Raw genomic sequence first — 14,141 nt, 5'->3', positions numbered from 1 at the left:
AATTAATCGACCTAGTGTGAATTTTTCGGCCTTAAAACGCCAGACCCCCGCTCAAGGCGGGGGTCTGAAGGCGCTAATTAAAACGGCGGGCTATTTGGTTTTCATGCCCTTGCCGATACTCGGATCATTTTCGATTTTACGCGTAATGTAGTACTGCTGCGCAACCGAAATGATGTTGTTGACCACCCAGTAAATAACCAGACCGGCCGGGAACCACAGGAAGAAGAAGGTAAAGATGATAGGTAGCATCTTCATGATCTTCGCCTGCATAGGATCTGGAGGTGTCGGGTTCAGCATCTGCTGAACGAACATCGAAATGCCCATCAGAATCGGCAGAATGAAGTACGGATCCTTCACCGATAGATCCTGAATCCAGAAGATGAACGGTGCGTGGCGAAGTTCCACTGACTCCAGCAACATCCAGTAGAGCGCGATGAAAACGGGCATCTGGATCACAATAGGTAGACAGCCCCCCAGCGGATTGATTTTCTCCTTCTGGTAGAACTTCATCATCTCTTGCGACATTTTTTGCCGGTCGTCGCCATACATCTCTTTCAGACGCTGCATTTCCGGGCCAAGTTTACGCATCCGGCCCATGGATTTGTACGCTTTGGCGGAAAGCGGGAACAGCACCGTCTTAACCAGCACGGTTAACAGAACAATCGACCAACCCCAGTTGCCGACAATGTCATGGATGTGATCAAGCAGCCAAAACAGTGGGTTAGCAATAAACCACAGCCAGCCATAATCCACGGTTAATTGCAGGTTGGGAGCGACTTGCTCAAGGTAATCCTGCACTTTTGGGCCCATGTAGAGGGTTGCACCCAGTGTTGCTTCACTGTCGGCTGCAACGGTGCTGGTGGGGCCAGCAAAAGCGACGACGTTACGGTTACTAGAATCAGTGGTGACGTAGTAAAGGTTTTGCTGATCCTGCTGAGGCGCCCATGCAGATACAAAGTAGTGCTGGATGATGGCTATCCAGCCGCCCTGTGCTTCACGGTTTTCAAAGTTTCTGCTTTGAATATCGTCAAAGTCGACTTTCTCGTAACGCGCATCCGGCGTTGAGTAAGCGGCGCCCAAATAGGATTTCATACCCATCGAGACACCGCTAGACGGGTCAGGGCTATTGTCGCGTGCCAACTGGCCAATAAAGCGTGCGCTGACGGGCGCGTCGGTATTATTAGCGAGGTAATAATTGACGTTGACCGCGTAGCTGCCACGCTCAAAGGTAAGCCGCTTAATGACCTCTACGCCGTTGACGTCAGCGGTTAGATCAACGCTTAGCTCGTCATCGTTATCGCCTAAACGATACTCTGAGTTTTCCGGTGTAAAGGTGATACGACTGGCTTGACCATCAAGTTGCAGGCCGGAGCGAGCCACGTAGCTACGGCTGCTGTTATCGGATAACAGGACATAGTTACGGTCTGAATCGAGGGATAGTTTGTGCTGCGGTAATGCGGCATAAACAATATCGCCACCGTGTGGATCAATGCGCACATCAAGAACATCGGTAGTAACCGCAATGAAGTCGCGGCTTGATGTCTCGCTTTGGGTATCCGGGATACCTTCACCAACGGCGCTTTGCGGTGAAGAAGTACTCGGAACAGCTAAGCTGCCCTCTTGATCTTCACCGTTGCTAGGAGACGCCGAATTGCTGCGTTGGGTTGTTTCAGGCACTGAATCATAATTCGGTTGCCCGTAATCCTGATTCCACTGGACGACTAGCAAGTACGCTAGTACGGCTAGTGGAATCAGTAATAAAAGTCGTTTTACGTCCATGAGGGTTCTGCCCGCTGGGTGGTGAACATGCTAATGGCGCAGTGTTATTTACTCGACTCTTGACACACGAAAGCCTGCCAGTTGGCAGGCCAAGGTCGAGCGGCGAGAGGTGCACCAAAGGTCACGTGTCACGCTTAGGCGTTGGTACTGCGATCATCGCCTGTGCGTCACGCTGAAGTCGCTTCCACATGCCGTGTAACTGGCGATGCAAGGTTTCGTTATCTATATCCTGAACACCGCGTCGTGCAAGCACCACTATATCCACAGAGGGTAGGTGATCTTGTCGAAGGCGAACGGATTCTCTAACCAGACGCTTGAAACGGTTGCGATCTACGGCGCGTTTAACATTCTTTTTGCTGACCACCAGTCCAAGGCGGGGGTGTCCCCGGGTACTCAAGCGGACTAACGCCATCATACCTTTGCCATGTACTTTCAGGTCGGCTTGTTCAAACACGTGACTAAAATCCCCAGCATTTAATAACCGTAATTGCCGGGGAAAGCCTTGCTGCGGCACACGCAATCTGAGATCAGGCGCTCAGACGCTTGCGGCCCTTGGCACGACGACGTGCGAGGACGGCGCGACCGTTTTTGGTAGCCATACGAGCACGGAAGCCATGCGCGCGCTTGCGCTTGAGAACGCTAGGTTGAAAAGTGCGTTTCATAACTCGTTATTCCCACGTGGTTTAGGACGGAAAGTAAATTCCAAAAAGCCCGGTCCAGTGAGGAACTAGCCGGGGAGATTCAATTCAAGACCGGAAATTGTAAAGACTTCCTCTGCTGGGTGCAATTTTTCCTTGCATAAAAAGCCTTATCACGCCCCAGCCAGCTTGCTTGATGCTGAAAGAGTAGCAGCCAATAAGGTCACTATTATTACTAATAGGTAGTTCTAAAACTATTGTTATTAATAGTGGGGATACTATTTGTGGATAACTGCTTTTAATTGTTATTTTTCAATAGTATGTAGTCATAAAAAATCTGTGTGTAAGTCTCGTATAAGCAGTCCATAAGGTGTTGGCTAGATGTGATTAACCATTGCGTAATGAGCATTTCTATCGATTGTCCTCGTTCCTCCACATGGTTTTCCCATAGGCTCATCGGTAGTTGTCCACAGGTCAACATTGAGGACTAAACCCGTGTGGATAACCGAGGCTTTGGGCGCTACAATGGTCGGCCGTTTTCAACCGATGGTGAGATGAGTGTCACTGACGCTTTGGCAACAGTGCCTGGACAACCTGCAGGATGAGCTGAATTCACAGCAGTTCAATACCTGGATACGCCCGCTGCAGGCAGAGGAAGGAGAGTCCAACGAGCTGCGCTTATTAGCGCCGAATCGCTTTGTGCGCGATTGGGTGAGCGATAAGTATGCCAAGCGGATTAGTGAGCTGATGCGTGAACTCGCACCGGCCAAACCGCCAAAGGTAAGCCTGACGGTGGGTAGCCGCCGCTTGGCAACCCAGGCCCCTCAGCATCGTGATTTAGGTAATCCTGTATCCGCTTCACCATCGCGGCCCGTATCGCCAGCGGTTCATACGCCGCCACGCGGCGATATTGCCGATGAACGCGAAATCGATAGGCTGCGCGATGAAGCGCCGAGTCGGCGCAATAATGAACGTCAGGTACAGGTAGAAGGCAGCCTGAAACATGGCAGTGGGCTTAATCCAAATTTTACTTTCGATACATTTGTGGAAGGTAAATCGAACCAACTGGCTCGCGCTGCCTCCCGCCAAGTATCTGAAAACCCTGGCGGCGCTTATAACCCTTTGTTTTTATACGGTGGCGTGGGCCTTGGTAAAACCCACTTAATGCATGCGGTGGGGAACGCACTGGCAACCCGGCGTGAAAACGCCCGGGTGGTGTACCTGCACTCAGAGCGGTTCGTCGCCGATATGGTTAAAGCGCTTCAGCTTAACGCGATTAATGATTTTAAACGCTTTTACCGCAGTGTTGATGCGCTACTTATTGATGACATTCAGTTTTTTGCTGGAAAAGAGCGCTCGCAAGAAGAATTCTTTCATACCTTCAATGCACTTTTGGAAGGTGGGCAGCAAATGATCCTCACCTCTGATCGTTATCCTAAAGAGATCAGTGGTGTAGAGGAGCGCCTTAAATCACGCTTTGGTTGGGGCCTAACGGTAGCGATTGAACCGCCGGAGCTTGAAACCCGCGTTGCTATTTTGATGAAAAAGGCCGACCAAGCTAAGGTCGATTTGCCTCACGATGCGGCTTTCTTTATTGCCCAGAAAATTCGTTCCAACGTGCGTGAATTGGAAGGCGCGCTGAAAAAAGTTATCGCCGATTCGCACTTCATGGGTAAAACGATTACCCAAGACTTTATTCGCGAGTCTTTGAAAGATCTGTTAGCGCTTCAGGATAAACAGGTAGGGGTTGATAATATTCAGCGTACGGTTGCCGAATATTACAAGATTAAGGTGGCGGATCTGCTTTCTAAGCGCCGATCGCGCTCAGTTGCCCGCCCTCGTCAGGTGGCGATGGCGCTTGCTAAGGAGCTAACCAATCACAGCTTACCTGAGATTGGCGATGCCTTTGGTGGGCGTGACCATACAACAGTGTTGCACGCTTGCCGAAAAGTGAAATCATTGCAGGAAGAGAGCGCGGATATTCGTGAGGATTACAAGAATTTACTGCGCCTGTTGACCAGTTAATAACCCCATGGGACGGGCCTGTTACGCGCAGGTCTTTCAGGATATAGAACCGGAGTATTGATGAAATTTTCGATTTCCCGAGAGGCGCTGCTACGTCCGCTGACTCTGGTCGCTGGTGTTGTTGAGCGCCGCCAAACGCTGCCAGTACTTTCTAATGTGCTGATTCAAGTAGAGGGAGACCAGGTCTCGCTCACCGGCACTGACTTAGAAGTCGAGCTCGTTGGCCGCACCGTGGCCAGTCAAGTCGATCAGATGGGTTCCGCGACAGTGCCCGCGCGTAAGCTGATGGATATTTGTAAATCATTGCCCGATCATTCTGACATTCAGCTTGCCGTTGAAGAGGGTCGCGCAGTATTACGCAGTGGTCGTTCACGTTTTACTCTGTCGACTCTCCCTGTCGCTGAATTTCCCAACATCGAAGATGCGGATGGCAGTCAGGAGATTAGCGTACCCCGCGGTACCTTAAAGCACCTGATTGAAGCAACCTCGTTTGCCATGGCGCAGCAGGATGTGCGTTATTACCTGAATGGTATGCTGCTGGAAATTCAAAGTAATTTATTGCGCACGGTAGCCACTGACGGGCACCGCTTGGCGATGTGCTCGCGCCCAATCGAAGTGTCTGTTAGCCAGTCTCAAAAGCTGATTGTGCCGCGTAAGGGGATTTTAGAACTATCTCGTCTATTAGACGACAGCGATGAGCCTGTCAGCCTAACGCTTGGCTCCAGCCATGTGCGTGCCCATACAGGGGACTTTACCTTCACCTCTAAGTTAATCGACGGTAAATTTCCTGACTATGAGCGTGTAGTGCCGCGCAATGGCGATAAAGTGCTGATTGCCGAGCGCGCCGAGCTGCGCCAAGTGCTTTCACGTACTGCCATCCTCTCTAATGAGAAGTACCGTGGTGTGCGCCTTTATCTTGAGGAGAACAACCTTAAAGTGATGGCCAACAACCCTGAGCAGGAAGAAGCCGAGGAGAATATCGCCGTTGAGTACAACGGTGGAGCTATGGAAGTCGGTTTTAACGTTGGCTACTTGGTTGATGTGCTGACAGTGCTTAATGAAGAGCGCGTGCAGATTACCTTGGCCGATCCCAATAGCAGTGCACTACTTGAAGAGCCAGGCGGCGGTGATGCGCTCTATGTGGTTATGCCGATGCGTCTGTAAACAATATTTTATTTTGGGTGCAACATAAGCAGGCTATCTTAGCGGCGCTTCTGGTAGCAGGAGTGCCGCTAGCTCGTTTTGGGCAATACTCCCTTTTTGCGAGGAACTTTTAAGTGGTGATAATTGGATGAGCCTGACACTGCTTAATTTCCACGCTTTGCGCAATCTCAAGCCGGTTGAGATGACCCCCTCTTCGCGCATCAATGTTATTAGCGGTGCTAATGGCAGTGGAAAAACCAGTCTGTTGGAAGGTGTGCATATTCTAGGCATGGGCCGTTCATTTCGTACGCGCCAGTTAAAGCACGCGATCCAAACAGACGAGCCATATATGACGCTATACGGCCGTTTAAGTGGTGAGCCGGAGGTTACCCTTGGCGTGCGCCGATTAAGAGCTCAACGGGAGCTTGAGCTTCGTTTAAAGGGTGATAAAAACGCTCGGTTGGCGGAACTGGTAGAGGCAATGCCGCTTCAATTAATCAACCCAGATGCTTTCCGACTGCTTGAAGGTTCTCCCGCAGGTCGTCGAGAGTTTCTCGACTGGGGTGTGTTTCACGTGAAACATGACTTTTTAGCAATCTGGAAGCGCACCCGACGTGCGTTGAAACATCGGAATGCACTACTCAGGCGTGGTAGAATACAACCACAGGAAATGGTGGTGTGGGAGCAAGAGCTAGCCATTTGGGGCGAGCAGATGGATACATTGCGTCGCGCTTGGTTTAGTGACTTTTTGCCAGTCTTTGAAGAGACGCTGAAGGTGTTACTGCCTTTACCGGGTTTGTCGTTACATTACGCCAGAGGTTGGGATAAAGAGCGATCTCTTGCCGCAGTGCTACATGATAGTCGGCCAACTGATCAGCAGATGGGGTTTACTCAGCAAGGTCCACAACGCGCAGACTTACGCATCAGGATAAACAAACAGCCTGCTGTAGAAGTGCTTTCCAGAGGCCAGCAAAAATTAGTGGTGAGCGCTTTAAAGCTTGCCCAAGGGCGGTTTCTGGAAAGAACAGCACAGCGGCACTGTATTTTTCTTATTGATGATTTACCAGCAGAACTCGACGAGCAGAATCGTCACCAGTTCTGTGGATTACTCGAAGATATGCAGTGCCAAGCATTTATTACCAGTGTCGAACCTTCCGCTTTAAGAAGCACTTGGAGGCCTGATACCTTAGTTAAGATGTTTCACGTGAAACATGCCGAACAGGGGCTAAGCCAGCTAGTGCAGGAAGGGTAGGACGATACAGGATGAGACAGACTTCACAACGGAGTGGTCAATGAGCGAGCAGGCTTACGATTCATCAAGCATCAAGGTGCTCAAGGGACTGGACGCGGTGCGTAAGCGGCCAGGTATGTATATTGGTGACACCGACGACGGTACTGGTCTCCACCACATGGTCTTCGAGTTGGTGGATAACTCCATCGACGAGGCGTTGGCTGGGCATTGTAGTGAAATTCGTGTTGTCATCCACCCGGATGAGTCGGTCACCGTGAGTGATGACGGCCGCGGCGTACCCACCGAACTTCACGAAGGGGAGGGGGTTTCCGCTGCTGAAGTTATTATGACGGTTCTGCACGCAGGCGGTAAATTCGATGATAACTCCTACAAAGTTTCCGGTGGCTTGCACGGCGTCGGTGTCTCTGTTGTTAACGCGCTTTCCGCTGAACTGCGGTTAACCATTTGGCGTCAGGGCGAAGTGTTCGAACAAATGTACCGTCATGGTGTACCTCAAGCACCATTGGGTGTTGTGGGTAAAACCGAAAAAAGCGGTACCCGGGTTCACTTCCGTCCATCGCCAGATACCTTTGGCAATATCGAGTTTCATTTCGATATTTTAGCCAAACGTCTTCGCGAACTCTCCTTTTTGAACTCTGGTGTGGCTATCCGCTTACTGGATGAGCGCAACGGAAAAGAGGAGCTGTTCCACTACGAAGGTGGTTTGCGCGCCTTTGTTGATCACTTGAATACCAATAAGAGTGTGATTAATCCGGTATTCCACTTTAACGCTGTTCGTGACGATGGCGTTGAAGTAGAAGTTGCTATGCAGTGGAGCGAAGCCTTCACTGAAAGTATTTTCTGCTACACCAATAATATCCCACAGCGAGATGGCGGCGCGCACTTAGCTGGTTTCCGTGCCGGGCTTACCCGTACGCTCAATAACTATATTGAAGCTGAAAACCTGCTCAAAAAGGCTAAGGTCAATACCACCGGTGATGATGCCCGCGAGGGCCTGACGGCGATTATTTCGGTCAAAGTCCCAGATCCTAAATTTTCGTCTCAAACCAAGGACAAGCTAGTCTCCAGCGAAGTGAAGACCGCGGTTGAGCAGGAAATGAGCCGCTTGTTTTCCGAGTATCTTGTTGAAAAGCCAAACGAAGCCAAGGCGATTGTTAATAAGATGCTGGACGCGGCACGCGCCCGTGAAGCCGCCCGCAAAGCGCGCGATATGACCCGCCGCAAAGGCGCGTTGGATATTGCCGGATTACCTGGCAAGTTGGCGGATTGCCAAGAAAAAGACCCCAGCCAGTCAGAGCTTTACTTGGTGGAGGGTGACTCGGCAGGTGGCAGTGCCAAACAGGGGCGCGACCGTCGCACGCAGGCAATTTTACCGCTCAAAGGTAAAATCCTTAACGTCGAGAAAGCGCGTTTCGATAAAATGCTCTCATCTGTAGAAGTCGGCACGCTAATCACCGCGCTGGGCTGCGGTATTGGCCGTGAAGAGTTTAACCCCGATAAGTTGCGTTACCACTCGGTTATTATCATGACCGATGCCGATGTCGACGGGTCGCACATTCGTACGTTGCTGTTGACGTTCTTCTTCCGTCAAATGCCGGAATTGATCGAGCGTGGTCATATTTTCATCGCTCAACCGCCACTTTATAAAATTAAGCGCGGTAAGCAGGAGCTCTACCTGAAAGATGAGCAGGCGATGGTGGATTACTTAACAACGACGGCCCTAGACGGTGCAGGCTTGCACGTTAATGCCAATGCACCGGGGATTTCCGGCTCGCAGCTTGAAGAATTGGTGAACCAGTACCGCAACGTGATGAAACGGATTGATCGTTTGTCACGGGTTTATCCTAATGAAGTACTTAAGCAGATCGTTCATGCTTCAGCATTGAAAGGTGAGGCAAGCCTGAAAGATCGGGTTACTATGGAGAACTGGATAGCCGAGCTACAGAAGATTATGGACGATATGGTGGCCTATGAAGGTGGCCCTCGTTATCACTTCCATCTTCAAGAAGATTCTGAGCGTGCCCTTTTCTTACCTACCGTATCGCTGGTTGCTCATGGAGTGACGACTGAGTATGTGTGGGGCCTCGACTTCTTTGAAAGCGCCGACTACCGGGGAATCGCCGAGTTGGGTGAAACCCTGGATGGCTTCCTGGAGGAGGGCGCCTATATTGCCCGTGGTGAGCGACAGAAGCCTGTATCCCACTTCTCTGAAGTATTGGCGTGGTTAATGCAGGAAGGCCAGCGTGGTTTGTCGTTCCAGCGCTATAAGGGCTTGGGTGAAATGAATCCAGACCAGCTCTGGGATACCACTATGGATCCGGAAACGCGGCGCATGCTGCGCGTGACTATCGAAGATGCCGTGGGTGCGGATATGATGTTCAACACTCTAATGGGTGACGATGTTGAACCCCGCCGCGACTTTATTGAGACCAACGCTCTTGTGGCAAATTTGGACGTGTAGGACTGGCCTTAATTGTTAAGATGTTTCACGTGAAACATCACCATAACGAGCATTAACGATACTATGATTTAATTGCACCATGAAAAGCGCCGCTATGGATTCCATGGCGGTGCTTTTTTATTGGCAGATAGAGCATTGCTGTAGGAGAGTGAAACGTTTAGCTTGGTAGAAGATCAAGTTTATTGCGCGGTACTCTGTTTAGCTAACAATTAGCCACTCAACAAATTGTGCTAAATCATCGAAGATGTGAGTCTTTTCAAGGCCAACGCCTTTTTGCTCCGTTTTAATCCCTTTTCCGGTTCTCACCAGCGCCGTTTTGCAGCCTACCGCCTCGCCTGCCTGTAGATCTCGCAGGCTATCACCGACCATCCAACTTCCTGTTAAGCTTTCTATCCCCAACTGCTGCTGGATCTGGAGCAGCATGCCTGGCAGAGGTTTACGGCATTGGCACATATCATCTGGCCCATGGGGGCAATAAGCGATATGGGCGATATGACCGCCTTCCGCTTCTACTAACGCAATTAAGTAATCATGCATAGCATGAAGCGTTGTTTCATCATAATAACCACGGGCGATGCCCGATTGATTCGTTGCAACGGCAACGGTGTATCCCGCGCGTGTGAGTCGGGCAATAGCCGTGATTGAAGAGGGGTAAGGAACCCACTCATCGAGGGATTTGATGTAGTTATCGGAGTCATGGTTGATGACCCCATCTCGATCCAACGTTATTAGCGTATCTGATAGTAGCGGCGTTAGGACGTTTGAAGTAGCGGACATTCAGCTTCTCTAATGGATTCGTAATTGTTGATCCAGCAATGATAATGCGTGAAGTGTGACAGCAATTTTCTTACCATCGCTACCAAAGCGATGAAAGGGGAAGCGCTCTAAGCTTTTAAGCCGCTGCAGTGTGACGAGAAAGTTATCCTGCACTTCAGGGGGCGCTTGTTTTAAGCCGCTTATCAATGCAGGTGCTAGAAGGTCAAGGTGCGGCTGCCGTTTACTGAGTTTTCCATAAAGTGAAAAAATAAAGCAGTACCAATCTCTAACCATACAGGTGGTTAGCTGGTGATATTCCCCCGGGTCAGTTTCAAAATCAATAAATGTGACACCTTTCCTGTTGACCAGAATATTACGGGTAAAAGCTTCGCTGAGATAACACTGCCGGGCATGAACATCGTTTAGCGCATGAATGCTCATCTCAAGGTAATAATTAATTTCTTCAGTACGTTGTGCAGCCACGAGTTTTTCTTGCAGCGTTTGAAACGGTTGCCCTTCACTGATGGTGGCATCGGCAATTAACAGTGCCTCGGGAGACTCGGCAAGTATAGTGGGAACCGGTACTCCTGCCAGAAAAAGGGTTTTAATTCGGGCCGCTTCCTTAGCAATGCTAAGGGGGCCCCCAAGGTTGGGTACTGGCTTGAGCGCATCAATACCTAACCATCGGGCTAAAAGCGTAAGAGGAAGGTAGCTGAAGCGCGAGTTACGTTTGCCTGCTTTTTTTAGCCACACTTTCTGTCCGTTAAAGAAATGCGGTGCCATCGTCGCTTGTTGGTGATGGAGGGTATCAAAAAGAAAGGTGTCGTACATAAAGCCACTCCTGGGCGGTTGGTTGAGTGACTTGCGAGTATCCCGCGGAATCTAACTCAGTTTAGACCTTTCACTAATTTTACAATGATGTTTCACGTGAAACAAAAAAACCGTCAGGTACGATTTCCCTTATCGCATCCAAGAGTGGAGGAGCCACATCAAAAAGCCCGACCACATCACAATGCAGTCGGGCTAAGGGAACGCACGAAAGATTTTACTGAGGGAGCAACGAGATATCGGCGACTTCTAAAAACAGCGCTTGAAGGCTAGCAAGAAGCGCTAATCGATTACGCTGGATAGCCGGGTCGTCCGCCATCACCATTACACGATCAAAGAAAGCATCCACCGGATCGCGCAGTGTGGCAAGTTCATCGAGGGCATGCTGGTAGTCACCCGCAGCAAATAGCGGTGCCACCTGCGCCTGGCTACCTATCACTGCGTCGAACAGCGCATGTTCGGCATCTTCCTGCAGCAAGTTTTGATCGACCTGTGTGCTGCTGTCATGCTCTTGCTTGCTTAGAATATTCGAAACGCGCTTGTTAGCAGCCGCCAGCGCTGCGGCTTCGTCACGCTGGGCGAAGGCCTTCACAGCGCGCAGGCGGCGTGCGAAGTCGAGAGGGTTAGTGACCGGGCGTGCACGCACGGCAAGGTACATTTCAGCGCTGATGCCCTCTTCCTGGCCCCAGGCGCGGAAGCGATCCAGCATATAAGCCAGCACATCCTCAACCAGTCCATCGGCCTTAGGTAGGTCCTGGTGCTGTTCTACGGCAACGGTGAGTAATTCGCGTAGGTCAAGGTTGAGCTCACCTTTAACCAGAATGTTAAGCACGCCAATCGAAGCACGACGTAGAGCGAAAGGATCTTTTGCACCGGTAGGACGCTGGCCAATCCCGAAGATACCTACCAGGGTATCCAAGCGGTCAGCCAGGGCTAACGCCTTTCCTGTGGCGCTTTCAGGAATAACATCGGTAGCAAAGCGCGGCAGGTACTGCTCCTCAAGCGCTTGGGCAACCTCTGCGGGTTCGCCATCCTGCTGGGCGTAGTAGCGTCCCATAATGCCCTGAAGCTCAGGGAATTCGAGCACCATCTCCGTCACAAGGTCGCATTTGGCAAGCGCCACAGCACGCTGGGCGTGAGCAACGTCACCATTGATACGCTCGGCAATAAAAGTTGCAATAACCTTGCTGCGTCGGGCTTTATCCGCCAGGGTGCCTAGCTGCTGCTGGAATACCACGCTCTCTAACTGAGGAGTGCGCGAAGCAAGTGTGCGCTTGCGGTCGGTGTCGTAGAAAAATGCCGCATCGGCTAAGCGCGGGCGAATGACTTTCTCGTTACCGGCAATGACCTGGTCGGGGTCAGCGCTGTCGATATTGGCAATAGTGATAAACAGCGGTTTCAGCTTGCCAGCGTCGTCCAGCAGGTGAAAATATTTTTGGTTAGCCTTCATTGAGGAAATCAAACACTCGGCGGGCACTTCCAGAAAGCGCTCATCAAAGCTGCCGGTAAGGGCTACCGGCCATTCAACCAAACCGCTCACTTCGACCAGGAGGTCTTCGTCGATTACGGCATTGGCCTCCTGCACTTCGGCTTCTGCTAATACCTGTTCACGGATGCGCTCGCGGCGCTGCTCTCGATCCACCAGTACATAGGCATTTTCCAGAGTAGCCACATATTCGTCGGCGTGCGCCAGTTGAATAGCATCAGGGGCGTGGAAGCGGTGTCCGTAGGTCGTACAGCTAGCCTCTAGGCCAAGCGCCTCAGCGGCCACTACATCGCTACCATAAAGTGCTACCAGCCAGTGAACCGGGCGCGAAAACTCAACCCGTGAAGCACCCCAGCGCATATTTTTAGGCACGGGCAGGGTGCTGATTGATTTGCGGATAATTTCGGGCAGCAGCGCTTGAATAGATTCGCCTTGCTGCTGTTCACGAAAACCTAGCCAAGTACCTTTATCGGTTTCTAAATGAATCAGCTCGTCGATGCTTACACCGCAAGAGCGGGCAAAGCCTTCCGCGGCTTTAGTGGCAACGCCATCCTTAAAGGCAGCCGCCAGCGCTGGGCCACGGCGCTCAACGTCACGATCAGGCTGTTTATCAGCCAGTTCACGCACTTGTACCGCTAAACGCCGTGGCGTCGCAAAAGCGGAAACGCTGGAGAAGGGAACATCGGCTTCTTGCAGGCCTTTCACTATTCCCGCGGCGAACGCATCGGAAAGAGCATCCAGGGCCGTGGGCGGTAGCTCTTCTGCACCGAGTTCTAGTAAAAGCGTATTAACAGCCATTAGTTGTCTCCCTGATCGGCGAGTAGCTCTTGTAACAGTTCACGGCGAAGCTTTTCTGGCGCCATGGGGAAACCTTCGGCCTTACGCGACTCAAAGTAAGCAGTCGCCACATCTCGGGCCATAGTACGTACGCGCAGGATAAAGCGCTGACGCTCGGTGACCGAAATTGCGTGACGGGCATCCAGCAGATTGAACGTGTGCGATGCCTTCAGAACTTGTTCATAAGCTGGTAGCGGCAGGCTGGCGGCGAGCAGTTTGCCGCACTCTTGTTCCTGATGGTCAAAGTTGGCAAACAGCTGGTCGACATCAGCGTGCTCAAAATTGTAAGCGGATTGTTCGCGCTCGTTTTGCAGGTAGACATCGCCGTAAGTCACTTTGCTGCCATCGGGGGCAATGGCCCAAACGAGGTCGTAAACACTGTCGACGTCCTGTAGGTACATGGCGATGCGCTCAAGCCCGTAGGTCAGTTCGCCGGTGACCGGGTAGCATTCGATGCCACCTGCCTGCTGGAAGTAGGTAAACTGGGTCACTTCCATGCCGTTTAGCCAGATTTCCCAGCCCAGGCCCCAGGCGCCCAGGGTAGGAGATTCCCAGTTATCTTCGACAAAGCGCACATCGTGAACCAGCGGATCAAGACCAAGGCGTTTGAGTGAGCCCAGATAGAGATCCTGCAGGTTGCTCGGCGATGGCTTCATCACTACCTGGAACTGGTAGTAGTGCTGAAGGCGGTTTGGGTTCTCGCCATAGCGGCCGTCAGTAGGACGCCGGGAAGGCTGTACATAGGCAGCATTCCAGGTTTCGGGACCAATCGCCCGCAGGAAGGTGGCGGGGTGGAAGGTGCCCGCGCCGACTTCCATATCGAGCGGTTGTAGGATGACGCAACCCTGTTCTGCCCAGTACTGCTGCAGAGCAAGGATCAAGCCTTGAAAGGTCGACACATCGGGTGTCGATTGGTTTGTCGAGACACTCATCGCG

General features: G+C 51.5%; 11 protein-coding genes. 4 read left to right on the top strand and 7 right to left on the bottom strand.

What is annotated here, in order from left to right:
• Positions 1-90: 90 nt before the first annotated feature.
• The 3 genes from yidC to rpmH form a co-directional block, all read right to left on the bottom strand.
• On the bottom strand, positions 91-1,779 hold the full coding sequence (gene yidC, locus KUC_RS05730) for a membrane protein insertase YidC (RefSeq protein ID WP_007112188.1): 1,689 nt from the start codon (positions 1,777-1,779) through the stop codon (positions 91-93).
• A gap of 121 nt (positions 1,780-1,900) precedes the next feature.
• Positions 1,901-2,293, bottom strand: a complete 393-nt coding sequence (gene rnpA, locus KUC_RS05725) for a ribonuclease P protein component (protein WP_082906530.1) — start codon at positions 2,291-2,293, stop codon at positions 1,901-1,903.
• A 13-nt stretch (positions 2,294-2,306) separates the two neighbouring features.
• Positions 2,307-2,441 carry a 50S ribosomal protein L34 gene (rpmH, locus tag KUC_RS05720; RefSeq protein ID WP_008959105.1) on the bottom strand — a complete coding sequence of 45 codons (135 nt, stop codon included), beginning with the start codon at positions 2,439-2,441 and terminating at the stop codon, positions 2,307-2,309.
• Between the two features lie 534 nt (positions 2,442-2,975).
• On the opposite strand from rpmH, the gene dnaA reads away from it, so the two are divergent.
• The 4 genes from dnaA (at position 2,976) to gyrB (ending at position 9,298) form a co-directional block, all read left to right on the top strand.
• Positions 2,976-4,442, top strand: a complete 1,467-nt coding sequence (dnaA, locus tag KUC_RS05715; protein ID WP_007112186.1) for a chromosomal replication initiator protein DnaA — start codon at positions 2,976-2,978, stop codon at positions 4,440-4,442.
• 60 nt (positions 4,443-4,502) lie between these two features.
• Positions 4,503-5,606 carry a DNA polymerase III subunit beta gene (dnaN, locus tag KUC_RS05710; protein WP_007112185.1) on the top strand — a complete coding sequence of 368 codons (1,104 nt, stop codon included), beginning with the start codon at positions 4,503-4,505 and terminating at the stop codon, positions 5,604-5,606.
• A gap of 127 nt (positions 5,607-5,733) precedes the next feature.
• On the top strand, positions 5,734-6,837 hold the full coding sequence (recF, locus tag KUC_RS05705) for a DNA replication/repair protein RecF (protein ID WP_007112184.1): 1,104 nt from the start codon (positions 5,734-5,736) through the stop codon (positions 6,835-6,837).
• Positions 6,838-6,877: 40 nt separating this feature from the next.
• The gene (gyrB, locus tag KUC_RS05700; protein WP_007112183.1) at positions 6,878-9,298 is read left to right on the top strand and encodes a DNA topoisomerase (ATP-hydrolyzing) subunit B; all 2,421 of its coding nucleotides are present in this window, start codon (positions 6,878-6,880) and stop codon (positions 9,296-9,298) included.
• A 198-nt stretch (positions 9,299-9,496) separates the two neighbouring features.
• Here gyrB and gmhB read toward each other — a convergent pair whose 3' ends face one another.
• The 4 genes from gmhB to glyQ all read right to left on the bottom strand — a co-directional run bounded on the left by gmhB (position 9,497) and on the right by glyQ (position 14,137).
• The gene (gene gmhB, locus KUC_RS05695) at positions 9,497-10,075 is read right to left on the bottom strand and encodes a D-glycero-beta-D-manno-heptose 1,7-bisphosphate 7-phosphatase (protein WP_007112182.1); all 579 of its coding nucleotides are present in this window, start codon (positions 10,073-10,075) and stop codon (positions 9,497-9,499) included.
• A gap of 9 nt (positions 10,076-10,084) precedes the next feature.
• Entirely contained in the window at positions 10,085-10,885 is an 801-nt protein-coding gene (locus KUC_RS05690; RefSeq protein ID WP_007112181.1) for a BUD32 family EKC/KEOPS complex subunit, read from the bottom strand.
• A 214-nt stretch (positions 10,886-11,099) separates the two neighbouring features.
• A complete protein-coding gene (gene glyS, locus KUC_RS05685; protein ID WP_007112180.1) occupies positions 11,100-13,166 on the bottom strand; it encodes a glycine--tRNA ligase subunit beta in 2,067 nt (688 codons plus the stop codon).
• The gene (gene glyQ / locus KUC_RS05680; RefSeq protein WP_040479647.1) at positions 13,166-14,137 is read right to left on the bottom strand and encodes a glycine--tRNA ligase subunit alpha; all 972 of its coding nucleotides are present in this window, start codon (positions 14,135-14,137) and stop codon (positions 13,166-13,168) included. Before glyQ ends, glyS begins: the two co-directional genes overlap by 1 nt.
• Between the last annotated feature and the right edge of the window lie 4 nt (positions 14,138-14,141).

Source organism: Vreelandella boliviensis LC1, from assembly GCF_000236035.1.
Classification (GTDB): Bacteria; Pseudomonadota; Gammaproteobacteria; order Pseudomonadales; family Halomonadaceae; genus Vreelandella; species Vreelandella boliviensis.
This window is presented reverse-complemented; position numbering and strand designations above follow the sequence as displayed.